This is a genomic window from Pseudomonas sp. P39-UII1, from assembly GCF_039672635.1.
Taxonomy (GTDB): domain Bacteria; phylum Pseudomonadota; class Gammaproteobacteria; order Pseudomonadales; family Pseudomonadaceae; genus Aquipseudomonas.
In genome coordinates, this window is record NZ_JBDFPP010000005.1 from 108351 (window position 1) to 127957 (window position 19607).

General features: G+C 66.1%; 8 protein-coding genes (1 of these 8 only partly in view). 5 read left to right on the forward strand and 3 right to left on the reverse strand.

Annotated features, from left to right (window positions below; genetic code table 11):
• The 3 genes from ABEH27_RS09135 to ABEH27_RS09145 form a co-directional block, all read left to right on the forward strand.
• Positions 1-11052 carry the 3' portion of an amino acid adenylation domain-containing protein gene (locus tag ABEH27_RS09135; protein ID WP_346613264.1) on the forward strand. The gene continues 273 nt to the left of window position 1, outside the view, so only the last 11052 of its 11325 coding nucleotides appear in the window; its start codon lies beyond the left edge, outside the window; it ends in the stop codon at positions 11050-11052.
• A gap of 176 nt (positions 11053-11228) precedes the next feature.
• On the forward strand, positions 11229-12386 hold the full coding sequence (macA, locus tag ABEH27_RS09140) for a macrolide transporter subunit MacA (RefSeq protein ID WP_346613265.1): 1158 nt from the start codon (positions 11229-11231) through the stop codon (positions 12384-12386).
• A 2-nt stretch (positions 12387-12388) separates the two neighbouring features.
• Complete coding sequence (locus ABEH27_RS09145; RefSeq protein ID WP_346613266.1) at positions 12389-14392, forward strand: MacB family efflux pump subunit; 2004 nt, start codon at positions 12389-12391, stop codon at positions 14390-14392.
• A gap of 143 nt (positions 14393-14535) precedes the next feature.
• Here ABEH27_RS09145 and ABEH27_RS09150 read toward each other — a convergent pair whose 3' ends face one another.
• Entirely contained in the window at positions 14536-15168 is a 633-nt protein-coding gene (locus ABEH27_RS09150) for a helix-turn-helix transcriptional regulator (protein ID WP_346613267.1), read from the reverse strand.
• 219 nt (positions 15169-15387) lie between these two features.
• Between ABEH27_RS09150 and hisN the strand changes: the two genes are divergently transcribed.
• A complete protein-coding gene (gene hisN, locus ABEH27_RS09155; RefSeq protein ID WP_346613268.1) occupies positions 15388-16179 on the forward strand; it encodes a histidinol-phosphatase in 792 nt (263 codons plus the stop codon).
• 185 nt (positions 16180-16364) lie between these two features.
• Positions 16365-17075 (forward strand): hypothetical protein, encoded by a 711-nt coding sequence (locus ABEH27_RS09160; RefSeq protein WP_346613269.1) that lies wholly within the window; start codon positions 16365-16367, stop codon positions 17073-17075.
• 198 nt (positions 17076-17273) lie between these two features.
• Here ABEH27_RS09160 and ABEH27_RS09165 read toward each other — a convergent pair whose 3' ends face one another.
• Both ABEH27_RS09165 and ABEH27_RS09170 read right to left on the reverse strand, forming a co-directional pair.
• On the reverse strand, positions 17274-18158 hold the full coding sequence (locus tag ABEH27_RS09165) for an alpha/beta hydrolase (protein WP_346613270.1): 885 nt from the start codon (positions 18156-18158) through the stop codon (positions 17274-17276).
• Positions 18159-18273: 115 nt separating this feature from the next.
• Complete coding sequence (locus tag ABEH27_RS09170) at positions 18274-19602, reverse strand: MFS transporter (protein WP_346613271.1); 1329 nt, start codon at positions 19600-19602, stop codon at positions 18274-18276.
• Positions 19603-19607: the final 5 nt, after the last annotated feature.

Consider the following 19607-nt stretch of genomic DNA (forward strand, 5'->3'; position numbering starts at 1 on the left):
CAGGCCAGCCTCGACCGGGTCGTCGCCTGCATCCCAGGTGGCGCTGCCAACGTGCAGGACATCTACCCGCTGGCACCGCTGCAGCAGGGCATGCTGTTCCACCACGCCAGTGCCACCGACCATGACCCCTACGTGATGCAGGCGCGCTTCGTGTTCGCCAGCGAAGCGCGCTTGCAGGCGTTCGCCGACGCCCTGCGCGGCGTGGTTGCGCGCCACGACATCCTGCGCACCTCGGTGCACTGGCAAGGCCTGGAGACCCCCGTGCAAGTGGTGTGGCGCGCGGCCGAACTGAAGGTTCTGGCGCTGCCCGAGGATGCTCCGCAGCGTAACCGGCTCGACCTGACCCAGGCTCCCTTGATCCGCCTGTTGCGCGAGCCGGCCCAGGCCGATGGCAGCCTGAGCGCCACGCTGCAGTTCCACCATATCGCCATGGACCACAGTGCCTTGGACGTGGTCCGCCACGAGCTGATCGCCTTCCTCACCGGCGACCAGCAGCACCTGGGCACCCCGGTGCCGTTTCGCAATTATGTCGCGCAGGCAGTGCTGGGCATCAGCGAAGCGCAGCATGAGGCGTTTTTCCGCGAGATGCTCGGCGGCATCGATGAGTCGACCCTGGCCTATGGCATTCAGGACGTGCAGGGCGATGGCGCCGTGCACAACGAGCACACCCTCGACCTGCCGCTGGACCTGTGCCTACGCCTGCGGGCCTATGCCCGGGGGCAGGGCGTCAGTGTCGCCAGCCTGTTCCACCTGGCCTGGGGCCGGGTGTTGGGCGGCCTGACCGGGCGTGCACAGGTGGTTTTCGGCACGGTGCTGATGGGCCGCCTGCAGGGCGCCGAAGCCACCGACCGGGCACTGGGCATCTTCATCAATACGCTGCCGCTACGGGTGGACCTGGCCAACGTCGACCTGCCCACCGCGCTGCGCGCCACCCATCAGCGCCTCAGCGCCCTGATGCGCCATGAACACGCCCCCCTGGCGCTGGCCCAGCGCTGCAGCGGCGTGGCGGCCCCCGCGCCGCTGTTCAATGCACTGCTCAATTACCGGCACAGCGCGGTCGCGGCCAGCGCACCGCGTCGTGCGGCACTGGCCGGTATCGATGTCGTCGAATCGGCCGAGGCCACCAACTACCCGCTGACGCTCAGCGTCGATGACCTGGGCGAAGCCTTGCGCCTGACGTTACTGGCCAGCGCCGAAGTGCCGGCGCAACGGGTCTGCGCCTATCTGCAGCAAACGCTGGAAAGCCTGTTGCAGGCGCCCGCAGCGCAGGTACTGGCGCTGGACATGCTGCCGGCCAGCGAGCGTCACGAACTGCTGCAAGGGTTCAATGACTACGCCGCCAGCCATGAAACCGACCTTGCCTTGCACCAGCGCATCGAACGCCAGGCGCAGGCACACCCGAACGCCATCGCCGCCACCCATGCGGGCGAAGCGCTGACGTATGCCAGCCTCAACCGCCAGGCCAATGCCTTGGCCCATCACTTGATCAGCCTTGGCGTACGCGCCGATGACCGCGTTGCGGTGGTCGCCCGCCGTGGCCTGGAGACCCTTGTGGGCCTGCTGGCCGTGCTCAAGGCCGGTGCCGGCTATGTGCCGATCGACCCGGCCCACCCGGATGAGCGGGTGCAGTACCTGCTCACCGACAGCGCACCCGTGGTGGTGCTTGCCCAGCAGGCCCTGCGCGCGCGGCTGGGGAGCCTGGATGTTCCGGTAGTGCTGCTCGACCCGCCGGCCTGGGCGGCACGTGAAGACAACCCGGCGGTGCCAGCGCTCAGCGCGCATAACCTGGCCTATGTGATCTACACCTCCGGCTCGACTGGCCAGCCCAAAGGCGTGATGGTCGAGCACCAGACCGTCAACAATCTGGTCGACTGGCACTGCCGCGCCTTCGACCTTTGCCATGGCCGGCATACCTCGTGCCTGGCAGGCTTCGGCTTCGACGCCATGGCGTGGGAGGTCTGGCCCGCCTTGTGTGCCGGCGCCACGCTGCACCTGGCCCCGGCCGCCGATGGCACCGAAGAACTTGATGCGATGCTCGCCTGGTGGCGCGAGCAGCCGCTGGACGTGAGCTTCCTGCCCACGCCGGTGGCCGAATATGCCTTCAGCCACCAGGTAGAGCACCCGACCTTGCGCACGTTGCTGATCGGTGGCGACCGCTTGCGCCAGTTCAACCGCACCCAGCGCTTTGCCGTGGTCAACAACTACGGCCCCACCGAAACCACGGTGGTGGCCAGCTCCGGCGTGGTCGAGGCGGGCGGGGTGCTGCACATCGGCCGGCCAGTGGACAACGCCCGCCTGTACGTGCTCGACGAACACCGCCAGCCTGTGGCGCTGGGCGTGCCAGGGGAGCTGTACATCGGCGGTGCCGGGGTTGCACGCGGTTACCTGAACCGCCCTGAACTGACCGCTGAACGCTTCCTGGAAGACCCTTTTGCGGCCACGCCAGGCGCGCGCATGTACCGCACCGGCGACCTGGTGCGCTGGCTGGCCGATGGCACCCTGGACTATCTGGGGCGCAACGATGACCAGGTGAAGATCCGCGGCGTGCGTATCGAACTCGGTGAAATCGAGAACCGCCTGGCCACCTTGCCGGGCATCAACGAAGCCGTGGTGCTGGCCCGCGAAGACCAACCCGGCCAGCCGCGCCTGGTCGCCTATTTCACGCCACAGGCCGATGTCGAGGCGGCAACCCCTGAAAGCCTGCGCGCCCAGTTGCAGGTGCACCTGCCGGAGTACATGGTGCCGGTGGCGTTCGTCGAGCTGGCGGCCTTGCCCTTGACCGCCAACGGCAAACTGGACCGTCGCGCGCTGCCCAAGCCTGAACGTTCGGCACTGTTCGAACAGGGTTACGAAGCCCCCCAGGGCGAACTCGAAAACGCCCTGGCGCAGCTTTGGGCCGAGCTGCTGCAGGTCGAGCGGGTTGGCCGGCATGACCACTTCTTCACCCTCGGCGGCCATTCGCTGCTGGCCATGCGCATGGTCTCGCAGGTGCGCCTGCGCCTGGGCGTCGAGCTGAGCTTGGCCGAGCTGTTCGCCAATGCCGAACTGGCGGCGGTGGCGGCCGTACTGGCAACGGCCGGTCGCAGTGAACTGCCGGTGATACTGCCGGTGCCACGCGAACAACCGCTGCCCATGTCGTTCGCCCAGCAGCGGCTGTGGTTCATGGCGCAGATGGAAGGCGGCAACCAGGCCTACAACGTCCCGCTGGCCCTGGGCCTGCGCGGGCCGCTGGATGCCGATGCGCTGGAGTGTGCGCTGCTGCGCATCGTCGAGCGCCATGAAACCCTGCGCAGCCGCTTCGTGCCGCGTGACGACAGTGCCGAGGTGATCATCGCTGCCACCGCCGGCGGCGAGTGGTTCCAGCGCGAAGCATCAAGCTACGATGCGTTGCCCGCCCGGTTACGTGAAGAGGCCAGCGCGCCCTTTGACCTGGCCCATGGCCCGCTGCTGCGGGCACGCCTGCTGCGCCTGGGCGCCGAACACCATGTGCTGGCACTGACTGTGCACCACATCGTCGCCGACGGCTGGTCGCTCGGTGTGCTGACCCAGGAACTGAGCGCGTTGTACCCCGCCATGTGCCAAGGCCAGCCAGACCCACTGCCGCCCTTGACCATCCAGTATGGCGACTACGCGGTGTGGCAGCGTCGCTGGCTGGCCGGTGCACAGTTGCAACGCCAGGCCGACTACTGGCGCCAGGCGCTGGACGGCGCACCAACCCTGCTCAAGCTGCCCAGCGACCGGCCGCGCCCGGAACGCCAGGACTTTGCCGGGGCGAGCCTGCCGCTGGAAATTGACCTGCGCTTGGCCGCCGGCCTGCGCACCTTGGCGCAACGCCACGGCGTCACCCTTTACATGACTGTACTGGGCGCGTGGGCGGCGCTGCTGGCACGGCTTTCTGGGCAAACCGAAGTGGTGATCGGCTGCCCGGTGGCGGGGCGCAGCCGGGCTGAGGTGGAAGCGCTGGCGGGGTTGTTCGTCAATACCCTGGCCATCCGCATCGACACCCAAGCGGCGCCGACTGCGCAAGCATTGCTGGAGCAGGCCCGCACCCGCGTGCTCGACGCCCAGGCACATCAGGACCTGCCGTTCGAACAGGTGGTCGAGATCGTCCGGCCCGCCCGCAGCCTGGCCCACACGCCGTTGTTCCAGGCGACCCTCAACTGGCAGGCCACCCATGGCCCGGCCCTTGAACTCCAGGGCCTGCAGCTTGAGGCCGTGGGCCAGACCGGGCAGGTGGCCAAGTTCGACCTTACGCTGAACCTGGGCGAGCACGGCGAGCTGTTGGCCGGCAGCCTGGAGTACGCGACGGCGCTGTTCGATGAACCTACCGTGCGCCGTTACCTCGGTTACTTTGAAACCCTGCTCTGGGCGATGGTCGGCAATGACCAGGCAACCCTGGCGCATGTCGAGCTGATCGACGAGCAGGAGCGTCACACCCAGCTGCACGCGTTCAATGAAACCCGCCGCGATTACCCGCGCGAACAGTGCGTGCAACGCCTGTTCGAACAACGCGTCGCCCGCCACCCATTGGCGCTGGCGGCGGTGCATGGCCAGCAGGCGCTGACCTATGGCGAGCTCAATGCCCGGGCCAACCGCCTGGCCCATTACCTGATCGCCGAGGGCGTGCAGCCCGGTGCCTGCGTGGCGATCCTGCTGCCACGCTCGCTGCCGCTGCTGGTGGCGCAACTGGCGGTGCTCAAGTGCGCGGCGGTGTATGTGCCGTTGGATATCCATGCGCCTGTGGAACGCCAGGCGTTCATGGTCGATGACTGCCAGGCCGTGGCGCTGCTGACGCTGGCCGACGTGGCTACAGACTTCCCGGTGCGGCGCCTGGACCTGGATCAGTTGGCGCTCGACAGCCAGCCTGGGCACAACCCGGGCCTGCCCCAGGGCGCCGGCAGCAGCGCCTACGTGATGTACACCTCGGGCACCACCGGCATGCCCAAAGGGGTGTGCGTGCCGCACCGGGGCATCGTGCGCCTGGTGATGGTCAATGGCTACGCCGACTTCACGGCGCAGGACCGCATCGCCTTCGCCTCCAACCCGGCTTTCGACGCCAGCACCCTGGAAGTCTGGGGCGCGCTGCTCAACGGCGGCCAGGTGCGGGTGATCGATCACCCGACGCTGGTGGACCCTCAGCGCTTTGCCGCTGCGCTGGCAGAGGACGGCATCAGCGTGCTGTTTCTGACCACGGCGCTGTTCAACCAGTATGTGCAACTGCTGCCCGACGCGTTGGCGCGGCTGCGCATCCTCATCAGCGGTGGCGAGCGCGCCGAGCCTGCGGCCTTCCGGGCCCTGCGCGAGCGTGCGCCGGCGCTGCGCCTGATCAACGGCTACGGGCCCACCGAAACCACCACCTTCGCGGTCACCTTTGAGGTGCGCACGCTGCCCGCCAGCGCCACGCAGGTGCCGATCGGGCAACCCATCGGCAATACCCAGGTCTACGTGCTGGACACCCAGCGCCAGTTGGTACCGCTGGGGGTGGTAGGTGAGCTGTACATCGGCGGCGATGGCGTGGCCCTGGGCTACCTCAACCGGCCTGAGCTGACCGCCGAACGCTTTGTCGATGACCCGTTCAGCCAGCAGCCCGGTGCCAGGCTGTACCGCACCGGCGACCTGGTGCGCTGGCAGGCCGATGGCCAGCTGGAGTGCCTGGGGCGCAATGACGACCAGGTGAAGATCCGCGGTTTCCGTATCGAACTGGGGGAAATCCAGCAGCAGTTGGCACAGTGCCCGGGTATCGGCGACGTCATCGTGATGGCCGTGCCCGGTGAGCAGGGGCCGTTGCGCCTGGTGGCCTGGTTCACCCGCCTTGATGAGGCGCTTGATGCAAACGGGCTGCGCAACTACCTGCGTGGGCGCCTGCCTGAATACATGGTGCCGGCGGCCTTTGTCGCCCTGCAGCGGATGCCCCTGAGCAACAACGGCAAGGTCGAACGCAAGGCATTGCCGCTGCCGGGGCCGCAGGACTTCGCGGCGGCGGCCTACGAGGCGCCGCAAGGCCAGCACGAGCTGGTGTTGGCGCAGGTATGGGGCGAGTTGCTGCAGGTCGAACACGTCGGGCGCAACGACCGCTTCTTCGAGCTGGGCGGCCACTCGCTGCTGGCCATGCGCATGCTGGCCCAGGTGCGTCAGCGCTTGGGCCTGGAACTGGCGTTGGCCGACCTGTTTGCCGATGACCGCCTGGCGGCGGTCGCGGCGAGCCTGGCCAGCCAACCCGCGCAGGTGTTACCCGCCATCCAGCCGAGCCTGCGTGTGGGCCGCATGCCGCTGTCGTTCGCTCAGCAGCGTTTGTGGTTCCTGGCGCAGATGGCACCTGGCAGTGCGGCGTATCACATCCCTATCGGCCTGCGCCTTGAAGGGGCGCTGGACGCAAATGCACTGGAACGGGCGCTGCAGCGCCTGGTCGAGCGCCATGAGAGCCTGCGCAGCCATTTTGTAGAGCAGGATGGCGAGCCGCAGGTAGTCCTGGCGACCGAGGCTTTCAGCCTTGCCAGGGTACCAGCCCCCGGCCTTGAGGCGGCGGCGCTGGCTGCATTGATCGAGCAGGAGGCGAGTCGACCCTTCACCCTGGACCAGGACCTGCCGATCCGTGGGCGCTTGCTGCACCTGGCGCAGGGCCACCATGTACTGCTGCTGACCCTGCACCACCTGGTGGCCGACGGCTGGTCGCTGGGTGTGCTGGTACGCGAGCTGGGCGAACTGTACCAAGCCTTCAGCCAGGATCGTGCGGACCCATTGCCAGCGCTGCCGGTGCAGTACCTGGACTATGCCCTGTGGCAGCGCCGCTGGCTGGGTGGCGATGCTTTGCAGCGCCAGGCCGAATACTGGGCCGCCCACCTGGCCGGCGCGCCAACGTTGATCAGCTTGCCGTGTGACCGGCCACGGCCTGAACGTCAGGACTACACCGGTGACAGCGTCGCGATCTGCCTGGACCCACGTTTGAGTGTCGAGCTCAAGGCGCTGTGCCGGGACCAGGGGGTAACCCCGTACATGCTGTTCATGGCGGCCTGGGCGGTGTTGCTGGCGCGGCTGGCGGGGCAGGACGAGGTGGTGGTGGGTTCGCCACTGGCCAACCGCCGGCAGGCGGAGGTGGACGGGCTGATCGGCATGTTCGTCAACTCCATCGCCGTGCGCGTGGATACCACTGGCGCGCCGGACGTTGCCACGCTGCTGGCACGGGTCAAGGCGACCGTAGTGGCCGCCCAGGCGCATCAGGACCTGCCTTTCGAACAGGTGGTCGAGGCCCTGCGGCCTCAGCGCAGCCTGGCCCATACACCGGTGTACCAGGTGTCGCTGGACTGGGAAGGTAGCCCGGACCGCCAGGCGCTGCAGCTGGGCGAGTTGGCAGTGACCGCGCTCGGCGGCCAGGCGCGGATCGCCAAGTTCGACCTGAGCCTGAGCATGGGCGAAGGGGCGGACGGCTTTGCCGGGGGCATTGTCTACGCCACCGCGCTGTTTGATCGTTCGACCATCGCGCGTTACGCGGGGTACCTGGAGCAGTTGCTGTGGACTTTTGCCGAAGGTGCGGGGGCTATTCCAGCGCACACCGGGCTGCCGGATGCGGATGAGCGCAAACAGTTGTTGCTGGCGTTCAATGACACGGTGGTGGATTACGACCTTGAGCAGACCTTGCATGGCCTGATCGAGGCGCAGGTCGAGCGCACACCGGATGCCGTGGCTGTGCGGGCTGAAGAGGGCGTGTTGAGCTATCGCCAGCTCAACGAGCAGGCTAACCGTCTGGCGCACCATCTGATCGATCTTGGGGTGAGACCGGACGATCGCGTAGCTATCTGCGTCGAACGTGGGCTGTCGATGGTGGTGGGGCTGCTGGCCATCCTCAAGGCCGGTGGTGCCTATGTGCCGGTCGATCCTGATTACCCGGCCGAACGTGTGCGCCACATGCTGAGCGACAGCGCGCCGGTAGCGGTGCTGGTGCATGCCGCGACTCGCCATGTGCCGGAATCCGGGCTGGTGATCGACCTGGATCAGCCGACCTGGCATGCACAACCTGCCAGCAACCCGGTTGTGGCTGCGCTGACGCCACATCATCTGGCCTATGTGATCTATACCTCGGGCTCGACCGGCCTGCCCAAAGGCGTGATGAACGAGCACGCCGGGGTGGTCAACCGCCTGTTGTGGATGCAGGAGGCCTACGGCCTTGGCGCCGATGACGTGGTGCTGCAGAAAACGCCGTTCAGCTTCGACGTGTCGGTGTGGGAATTCCTCTGGCCGCTGCAAACCGGCGCGCGCCTGGTCATGGCCCGCCCAGGCGGGCATCGTGATCCGGAGTATCTGCGCCAGGTGATTCGCAGCGAAGGCGTCACCACCTTGCACTTCGTGCCGTCGATGCTGGACGTGTTCCTCGCGCACGGCGACGCTTCGGCAGATCGCCTCAAACGCGTGCTGTGCAGCGGCGAGGCGTTGCCGGGCAGCTTGGTACGGCGATTCCACACTCAGCTTCCAACCGTGGAACTGCACAACCTTTACGGTCCGACCGAAGCCGCCGTGGATGTGAGTGCCTGGCACTGCGTCACCGCGCCGGACAACACCCCAATCGGCAAGCCAATCGCCAACACCACGCTGTACGTGCTGGACAGCCAAGGCCAGCCGGTGCCGCAGGGCGTGGCGGGCGAGCTGTTCATTGGTGGCGTGCAGGTTGCCCGTGGCTACCTGAACCGTGCCGAACTGACCGCCGAACGCTTCATCGACGATCCGTTCAGCACCCGGCCTGGTGCGCGTCTGTATCGCACCGGCGACCTGGCGCGACACCTTGCGGACGGCAACATCGAATACCTGGGCCGTAACGACGACCAGGTGAAAATCCGCGGCCTGCGCATCGAACTGGGGGAAATCCAGGCCGGCCTGACCGCCATGGCGGGTATCAAGGAAGCCGTAGTGGTGGCCCGCGATCAACGCCTGATCGCCTACTACACCGGCGAGCCGCAAACGGTAGAAACCCTGCGCACAGCACTGCTCAAGCACCTGCCGGAATTCATGGTGCCCGCGCTGTTCATGCACCTCGAAACCCTGCCACTGAGCCCCAACGGCAAGCTCGACCGCAAAGCATTGCCGCAGCCCGATGCCATCCAGGACCGCCCGTTCGAGGCCCCGGAAGGCGAAACCGAAACCCTGCTGGCCGCGATCTGGGCCGAACTGCTGGGCGTGGAACGGGTAGGGCGCCACGACAACTTCTTTGAACTGGGCGGGCACTCGCTGGCGGCTATCCGCTTGATCGACAAGCTCACCAAGGCAGGCCTGCGGGCCGCTATCAATGACGTGTTCCAGCAGCCAAGTGTGGCGTCGCTGGCCCGTCATCTGGAAGCCGGCGGTGCCCGCCAGGCGCCAACCGTTATCCGGGTCAGGTCCGCAGGTACGCAACCCGCAGTGTTCCTGGTGCACGAATTCACCGGCCTGGACTTCTACTTCCCGGTGCTCGGCCAGCACCTGCCGGGTGATTACCCGGTGTACGGCCTGCCGGGTGTGCCTTGCGGCGAACCCCAACCGCGCACCCTGGAATGCCTGGCCCGCTACCAGATCGAACAGTTGCGCAAGGTGCAGCCACAGGGGCCTTACCGCCTGGCGGGCTGGTCGTTCGGTGGCGTGGTGGCCTTTGAAATGGCCAACCAGTTGCTGGGCGAGGATGAGGTCGTCGAGTTCCTCGGCCTGATCGATACCTATGTGCCGCGGCTGGCCGACCAGGGCAAGGCGCGCTGGCAAGGGCCGCGGGCGCTGGAGCGGCAGTTGCTGCTCAACTGCAGCACCTTCTGGCGCTCGCAGGGCGAGGCGGGCGAAGCACGCCTGGCGCAACTGCAGCGCCTGGAGGCCGCGCAGGCCGATTTCGCCACGCTGCTGGCCAGCTGCCGTGAACACCACCTGCTGTATGGCCTGTGGTCGAGCATGAGCGATGAGCAGTTGCGCCATTACTTCACCCGCGAACTGGCGCACGGCCATGCCATGGCCCAGTACCGCCTGGCACCGCTGAGTGTGCCGGTGCATCTGTTCCGGGCCGAGCAGGGCAGCGAGGGCCTGGCAAGCCTGGGTTGGCGCGAAGCGCTGCCGACCCAGGCGCTGGTCGAGATCGCCGTGCCCGGTGACCACCGCAGCATGATGCAGGCCCCGCAGGTGGCCGCGGTCGGTGCGGCCATTGCGCAGGCGCTCGCCAGCGCAACGGCTCGCCCGGCTGAACAGGCTGTGGCTTATCAGCCGCTGGTGGCGATCCAGACTGGGCAGCACGGCCATGCGCCGCTGTTCTGCGTGCCGGGTGCGGGTGACAGCGTTACCAGTTTCATCGGGCTGGCCGAAGCGCTGGGGCCGGACTGGCCGCTGTATGGGCTGCAGGCCCGTGGCCTGGACGGCTGCTCGGTGCCGCATGCCGCGGTGGAGGCCGCAGCCGACTGCCACCTGCAGGCCATCGAGGCGCTGTACCCGCAAGGGCCGCTGAACCTGGTGGGCCACTCGTTTGGCGGTTGGGTCGCGCATGCCCTGGCGGCCCGTTTCGAGGCAAAGGGGCGCCAGGTGCGTTCGTTGACCCTGATCGACAGCGAAGCGCCGGGTGGCGGCGCTACCTGCGGCCAGCCCTACACCTTTGGTGAAGCGCTGCAGCGCCTGATCGACTCGCTGCAGCTGTCGACCGGCAAGGCCTTGGGTATCGAGCCCCTGGCATTTGCCCAAGCCAGCGATGACGAGCAATTGCGCCAGTTGCACGGGGCCATGGTGCGGGCCGGGTTGATGCCGGCGCGCTCTGCGCCCAGGGCCCTGGAAGGCACCGTACGCACCTTTGCCACGGCGCTGCGCACCTGCTACCGGCCGGCGCAGGGGTACAGCGGGCCGGTGGGCCTGGTGCTGGTCGATGACCCGAGCCTGGACGCGGCCGGTAATGCGCGGGAACAGGCGGCGATGCAGGCCGGCTGGCAGCAACTGATGCCGCAATTGGCGCTGTGGCAGGGGCCGGGCAACCACTTCAGCATCCTCAAGGTGCCGGATGTGTTCAGCCTGGCGGCCTGGTGGCATGACGGGCAGGCCCTGCAGCGGGACCGAGTGGCTCAGTAAATAGGTGGAAGGCGACTTCTTGTACTGCTGCTTGCGGCCTCATCGCCGGCAAGCCGGCTCCCACAGGTACATCAGTGCTCTCTGGTGCAGCACTGGATCTGCGGGAGCCGGCAAGCCGGCGATGGGGCTGCAGAGCAGACCCACACGTGTATGTTTTGAATGGAAAGTGAGTGTTCATGGACAAGTCCAGATTCCGCAAATACACCCTCGGCGCCGCCGTGGCCCTGGTCGCCGGCATCGCGCTGTACGCCATCCACGCGCCGGCCAAGGCGCCGCAGTACATCACCGCCACGGTCGAGCGGGGCGACATCGAAAACGCGGTGCTGGCCACCGGCACCCTTGAAGGGATCAAGCAAGTGGATGTCGGCGCCCAGGTCTCCGGGCAGTTGAAGTCGCTCAAGGTCAAGCTCGGCGACAAGGTCGACCAGGGCCAGTGGCTGGCCGAGATCGACCCGCTGGTGTTGCGCAACACCTTGCGCCAGGCCGAGGTCGATGAAGAAAAACTGCAGGCCGAACGGCGCTCGACCCTGGCCCAGCTCAAGCAGGCCAGGCGTGTCTACGAGCGCTACCGCGAGCTGCAGGCCGACGAGTCGGTGTCGCGCCAGGACTTCGAGAACGCCGAATCGGAGTACGAGGTGCAGCAGGCCGCCGTACGCTCGCTCGATGCGCAGATCCAGAGCGCCCGTGTCGAGATCGACACCGCCAAGGTCAACCTCGGCTACACCCGCATCAACGCGCCCATTACCGGGCATGTGGTCGGCATCGTCACCCAGGAAGGCCAGACCGTGATCGCCAACCAGCTCGCACCCATTCTGCTCAAGCTGGCCGACCTCGACACCATGACTGTCAAGGCCCAGGTTTCCGAAGCCGACGTGATCCACATCACCCCCGGCCAGGAGGTGTACTTCACCATCCTCGGCGAGGACAAGCGCTACTACGCCAAGCTGCGCGGCACCGAGCCTGCCCCGCAGAACTACGCACAAAGCAGCGACAAGAGCGACGGCAGCAGCGCCAAGCCCAATGGCGCGGTGTTCTACAACGCGCTGTTCGAAGTGCCCAACCCCGAGCACCGCCTGCGCATCTCGATGACCGCCCAGGTGCATATCGTCCTCGACACCGCCGCCGGCGTGCTGACCGTGCCGGTGGCGGCGCTGGGCCTGCGCAATGGCGATGGCAGCTTCCCGGTACGGGTACTCGACGGTAAAGGCTTCGCCCAGGTGCGCAACGTGCAAACCGGCATCAACAACAACGTCAAGGTGCAGATCAAGGACGGCCTGGCCGAAGGCGACCGGGTGGTGATCGGCGAGCCGGTGTCTGGCGAAGCAGGGGCCTGAGCATGAACATGAATGTCGAGCTTACCCCGCACAGGGCAGTTGCCAGCGGCACCGGCGAGCCCTTGCTGCGCCTGCAAGGCGTCACCCGCAGTTTCATGGCGGGCGACCGTGAGTTTCTGGCGCTCAAGGGCATCGACCTGGACATCCGCAGCGGCGAACTGGTGGCGATCATCGGTGCGTCCGGCTCGGGCAAATCGACCCTGATGAACATTCTCGGTTGCCTGGACAACGCCAGCAGTGGCAGCTACCAGGTGGGCGGGCAGGAAACCCGCGAGCTGGACGACGATGCCCTGGCCGCGTTGCGCCGCGACCATTTCGGCTTCATTTTCCAGCGCTATCACCTGTTGCCGCACCTGGACGCCCTGCACAACGTGGAGATTCCGGCGGTGTATGCCGGTACGCCGCAAGGCCAGCGCCACGACCGCGCGCGCGAACTGCTGACGCGCCTGGGCCTGGCCGGGCACCTCGAGCACCGCCCCAGCCAGCTCTCCGGTGGCCAGCAGCAGCGGGTGAGTATCTGCCGGGCGTTGATGAACGGCGGCCAGGTGATCCTCGCCGACGAGCCCACCGGCGCCCTGGACACCGCCAGTGGCAAGGAAGTGATGAACATCCTGCTGGAGCTGCACGCCGCAGGCCACACGGTGATTCTGGTTACCCACGACCCGAAGGTGGCTGCCCATGCCCAGCGCATCATCGAGGTCAGCGACGGGCAGATCATCAGCGACCGCCGCAACGCCGCCGAAGCATTACCCACGCCAGCCGTCGAACCGTCGCCGCAGGCACCGGCCGTGCGGCGCCTGGTGGCCAGCCTGGGCATGTTCCGCGAGGCGTTCAAGATGGCCTGGATCGCCTTGGTCTCGCACCGCATGCGCACCCTGCTGACAATGCTCGGGATCGTTATCGGCATCACCTCGGTGGTGTCCATTTCAGCCATCGGCGAGGGCGCCAAGGGCTATGTGCTGAAGGACATCCAGGCGATCGGCAGCAACACCATCGATATCTACTCGGGCAGCAACTTCGGCGACAGCCGGGCCAAGACCATCGAAACCCTGCTACCCGCCGATGTCGCGGCGTTGAACGAACTCTACTACGTCGACAGCGCCACCCCGGTGATCGGCCAGAGCACCCTGGTGCGCTACCGCAACCTGGATGTCGACGTGCAGCTCAACGGCGTCAGCGAGCACTACTTCCAGGTACGCAACATCCCCTTGGCCTCAGGCATCGTGTTCAGCGCCGACGACGCCCGGCGCCAGGCACAGGTGGTGGTGATCGACCACAACACCCGCAAGCGCCTGTTCGGGCAGCACATCGACCCGCTCGGCCAGGTGATCCTGGTCGGCAACCTGCCGTGCACGGTGATTGGCGTAACCGCCGAGAACAAGAACCTGTTCGTCGCCAGCAACCAGCTGAATATCTGGGTGCCCTACGAAACCGCCGCAGGCCGCGTGCTCGGCCAGCGCCACCTGGACAGCATCAGCGTGCGCATCAAGGACGGCGTGCCGAGCAAACGGGTAGAGGAGGAGGTGACCAAGGTGATGCTGCAGCGCCACGGCACCAAGGACTTCTTCACCAACAACCTCGACAGCATCATGCAGACGGTGCAGAAAACCAGCCGCTCGCTGACCCTGCTGCTGTCGCTGATCGCGGTGATTTCGCTGGTGGTGGGGGGCATCGGGGTGATGAATATCATGCTGGTGTCGGTCACCGAACGCACCCGCGAAATCGGTATCCGCATGGCGGTGGGCGCACGCCAGTCGGACATTCGCCAGCAGTTTCTGGTGGAGGCGGTGATGGTCTGCCTGTTTGGCGGTGTGGTAGGGATTGCCTTGTCGTATGGGATTGGCTCGCTGTTCGAGCTGTTCGTCAAGCAGTGGGAGATGGTGTTCTCGCCCGGGTCGATCGTGATGGCGTTTGCCTGTTCGACACTGATTGGCGTGGTGTTCGGCTTTGTGCCGGCACGCAATGCCGCGCGGCTGGACCCGATCGAGGCATTGGCGCGGGATTGAACTGGCTTGTACGGGCCCATTCGCGGGACAAGCCCGCTCCCACAGGATCTTCACTGCCTTGAGTCAGCTGACTGCCTTGGGTCAGCGAGGTATCTGTGGGAGCGGGCTTGCCCCGCGAAGAGGCCGGTGCAGGCTACGAATAATCAGCGGTCACCATACATCCAGCGCATCAACGAATGCCGGCCAGCAATCCCCAGCTTGATCGCCGCCCGGCGCAGGTAGCTTTCCACCGTATTCACCTTCAACGCCAGCCGTTCGGCCTGCTCCGGCGCGGTATGCCCGGCCAGCAGGCCCAGGCACACCTGGCACTCACGCTCGGACAGTTTCAGCCCCGACTGCGCCAGGCGGTCGAGAAAGCGCTGCTGCAGGCTCTCTGGCGCACTGCGCTCAGGGCCAGGCTTCAAGGCCGCGATGTGTTTTTCGAGCATCGGCAGCAGCAGCGGCGAGATGTCATCCAGCCGGCTACGCTCGTGCGCCGAGAAACTGTACGTAGCGCCACCGCGCAGAACCTGGATCTCAAACCGCGAATCGCCCTTGCGGCGAATCAAATGCAGGCGCGACGGGTCGGTGAATCCGGCTTCCAGGCACTGATCTGAAGAAAAAACCGTTTCATCGATCAACGCTGCATCCGTGTTGGCTGCGGGCAGTTGCCGTATCTGTGTGGCATCGATGCTCAGATGCGCGTGGATCAGGTCGTGCAACATGCGTGGGAACTGGCGGCTGCCGGTGCTGGCAATCACTTTGCCGATCTGCGGGTAGAGCAAGTGCGAATTCATCGTGTCATCCCTGAGGTGTCGAGGTGCAGACTCCCACCGAATTGCCGGCCTGCATCCTGGGCCTGTGGCGGGAGGTGGTTCATATCCTAGTACAACGAATGAGTGACCGTTAAATGAAGTTGGAATAGTGGCAGAATAATGGCTGCCAGGCGCGGGCATCTACTGCGGCGCGGGTTGTCGGGTATGATGCAGCCCCATCTTTTTCACGAGGCCTGCCCCATGTCCCTGAGTGCTGAACAGATCGGCGAATACCGCGCCTTTGCCGAGCAGTTGGCTGATGCCGCTGCAGCGGCGATCCAGCCGTACTTTCGCGCCAGCCTGGACGTGGAGGACAAAGGGGGGCGCCTGTACGACCCGGTGACCGTGGCCGACAAGGCGGCCGAAGACGCCATGCGTGAACTGATCCAGGCCCGCTACCCGGCGCACGGCATATTGGGTGAGGAGCAGGGCGTGGCGCTTGGCAGTAGCCCGCTGACCTGGGTGCTGGACCCTATCGACGGCACTCGCGCCTTCATCACCGGCCTGCCGCTGTGGGGCACGCTGATCGCCTTGAACGATGGTACGCGCCCGGTGGTGGGTGTGATGAACCAGCCGTTCACAGGCGAACGCTTCATCGGCACCCCACAGGGCGCCTGGCGCAGTGGTACGCCGTTGAAGGCCCGGGCCTGTGCAGACCTGGCCTCGGCCACGCTGATGTGCACCACGCCAGACATGTTCGACACGGCTGAGCGCAAGGCAGCCTTCGAAGCGGTGGCCGGCAAGGCGCGCCTGATGCGCTACGGTGGCGACTGCTACGCCTACTGCATGCTGGCGTCGGGCTTTGTCGACGTGATCGTCGAGGCCAGCCTGCAACCGTATGACGTGCAGGCGCTGATACCGATCATCGAAGGGGCGGGCGGGGTGATCACCGCCTGGGATGGCAGCTCGGCGCAGCACGGCGGGTGTGTGGTGGCCTGTGGTGACCCGGTGTTGCATGCGCAGGTGGTGGAGATGTTGCGTCACGCCATGTGATTGTTGTGTTGTCGCGGGCCTCTTCGCGGGCAAGCCCGCGCCTACAGGTTATCCACTTGTAGGAACGGGCCTGGCAACATCGCACTTTTTCTGCTTTCCGGGCTCTATGCATGGCCAGGCCGCGCCGATCCCCAGCGCCGCCGCCGATTTCGACCCCGGTGCCGATGGTTGCAACCACATCTCAAATGCTCCCGCGCCTGCTGCTGGCAGGCGCACTGTTCTGCCTCGGCGCTTGCACCCAGCAGCAAGGCCAGGACATTGTCAGCCAGTTCGGCAACGGCAAGCCCAGCGAGCTGTTCCAGACCAGCGTGGACCGCATGGCGACGCTGGCCATGCGCGACAACCTGCAAAGCCTGTACCTGCTGATGAACAAGCTGTACCTGCGCAACCCCAGCCAGTGGAAGATGTCTGGCTACCTGGATGCCGCCACCGCCGAGCGGCAGCTCCGCATCGCCATCGAACAGCGCCAACCCTTGGCCCAGCTGGGCAACCGCCGCGACCTGGCCGCGTTGAGCTATGCCCTGAGCCCGGAGTTTCGCGGCGACCGGGTGGGCGCGTTCATCTACGCCATCGGCAGCATGCTGGTCACCGCGCACGGGGGGCGTACCGAGTTCTACATGACCGACACCATCGACCCGCTGTTCGTCAACAACGCGGCGCGCAACATCGAGAAGGCCACCTGGATGCTGAGCCAGCGTCAGGATGCCAACGGCGTGTTGCTGCTGTTCTCCAACGAGATATCGGAAGAGGGCAGCAACCTGAGTTTTGCGGTGGAGTTCGGCAAGATCGTGGCCCGGCTGGATTTGCTGGCGCAGTTGCTGGATGAGCGTTACCGGCGCATTGGGCTCAACTATGCGCAGAGCTTGTTGTTGATGAACTTCTTGCCGGTGCAATAGGCTGCACACCCGAATAATTACCTATCGTGGTCGTTGTTGTAGGAGCTGGCTTGCCTGCGATCGGCTGCGCAGCAGTCGTAAAGTCGGTATTAGCGCAGTGCCAGACGGAATGCGGATACAGGGTTTACGACTGCTTCGCAGCCGATCGCAGGCAAGCCAGCTCCTACATGCCAAGCCCAGGCGGGCGTCGCGGTGCCCTCAAAGCAGCGCCTGTATCGCTCGACGATAACGCTGCCCTGCCAGGCTCATGCTGTTGTTGTGCGTGGCCCCCGGCACCAGCAGCAAGGTCTTGGGCTCCTGTGCGGCCTCGAACAGCTGCTGGCTAAAGCGCGGCGGCACGAAGCGGTCGTCCAGGCCGTGCACCAGCAACAGCGGCAGGCCGACGTCCTTGATCTTGTCCAGCGAATCGAATTTCTGCGACAGCAACCAGCGCACCGGTAGCGTGGTGTCGGCCACTGCGGCGGCGACATCGCCAAGGGAGGTGAAGGTCGATTCGAGGATGAGGCCGCGTGCCGGCGCTTGGGTACCGTCTTTCTGCGCCTGGCGGGCCAGCTCGGAAGCCAGCTCGACCGCCACGGCGCCGCCCAGGGAATGGCCGAAGATCAGGCGCTTGTCGGCATCCGGTTGCAGCTGGGCAAAGCGCTCCCAGGCAATTCGTGCATCTTCATACACCGTTGCCTCGGACGGCAGGCCGCCACGGCTCTGGCCAAACCCGCGGTAATCCACGGCCAGCACCGAATAGCCCATGGCATGCAGCTGCTCGATGCGGAACAGCTGGCCGGTGAGGTTCCAGCGCACACCGTGCAGGTACAGGATGGCCGGCGCATCAGCGCGCCGGGCGGGCCACCACCAGGCGTGCAGGCTCTGGTTGTCGGCGAAACTGCGCGGGCGCAGGTCCAGTTCCTGCACGCCGCTGGGCAGGCCACGGAACCAGCTGGCCTGGCCGGGCTCGATGCGAAATACCAGCTCGCGCTCTTTATGCTGCAGCACGGCGCAACCGGAAGGCAGGCCGATGACCAGCAGGCTGGCACACAGCCAGGTGAGCCAGCGACGGCGCAGGTGGGTAAGGAATAGGCTAGGCATGTGGGGTTTTTTAACAGATGCCTAAGGCTTGATGTCGGAAAAGTTACCGAACGGACGAGGCGGGATTGTTACGAGAGGTTAAGCAACGGGACCGCAGCGCGGCCCCGTTGACGGTTCAGTGTGCCCGAGCAGCGTTCAAGGCGCCGGCGCGGGTAATGCGCAGGGCGACCAGGCTGCCCAGTACGATCAGCGCGGCCAGCGAGTACAGCGCAGCGTCGGTCGAGCCGGTCTGGTCCTTGATGAAACCGACCAGGTACGGGCTGAGGAACCCGGCCATCTGCCCCACCGAGTTGATGATCGCCAAGCCGGCAACGGCGGCACTGGCACTCAACAGCGCCGTCGGCATCGGCCAGAACATCGGCAGGCCGGTGAGGGCGCCCATGGTGGCAATGGACAGGCCGAGGATGGCGATGGTCGGGTTGGCGGCGAAGTTGACCGCGATCAGCAGGCCCAGGGCGCCCATCAGCATCGGCACCACCAGGTGCCAGCGGCGCTCGTTGCGCAGGTCTGCCGAGCGGCCGCAGAGGATCATGAACACACCCGCCAGCAAATACGGAATGGCGCTGAGCCAGCCGATCAGCAACGGGTTGTCGAAGCCCATGCTCTTGATGATCGACGGCAGCCAGAAGTTGATCGCGTACACGCCGCTCTGGATGCAGAAGTAGATAAAGCCGAAGGTCCAGATCAGCGGGTTGGTCAGCACGGCCAGCACGCCATCACCACGGGTGGCGGGTTTGCTGGCGGCGTCGGCCTTGAGGTCGGCCTCGATCAGCTGGCGTTCGGCTGGGCTCAGCCACGCGGCTTTCTGGTAACCATCACTGAGCATGCCAAAGGCCAGCACGCCCAGCGCAACCGTCGGCAAGCCCTGGATCAGGAACATCCATTGCCAGCCGGCCAGGCCATGCTGGCCGGCGGCGAAGTGCTCGAGGATCCAGCCGGAGAACGGCCCACCGAGCAGGCCCGACACCGGGATCGCCGACATGAACAAGGCCATGATGCGGCCACGGCGGTCTGCCGGGAACCAGCGCGAGAGGTACAGCACCACGCCGGGGAAGAACCCGGCCTCGGCCGCGCCGGTGAGCAAACGCAGGGTGTAGAACTCGGTGGGTGTGGTGACGAACAGCAGGCAGGTCGAAAGGCTGCCCCAGGCGATCATCATTGCCGCAATCCAGCGCCGCGGGCCGAAGCGGTTGAGCGCCAGGTTGCTCGGCAGGCCGCAGAGCACGTAGCCGATGAAGAAAATCCCGGCGCCGAGGCCGTAGACGGTTTCGCTGAACTTGAGCGCGTCGAGCATCTGCAGCTTGGCGAAGCCGACGTTGACGCGGTCCAGGTAGTTGAAGAGATAGCAGATGAAAATGAACGGGATCAGCCGCAAGGTGATGCGCCGGTAGAGCGCGTTGCGGGTGATGTCCGTGCCTTGGTCAGGGGCGGGGCTGTGTGCCATGATCG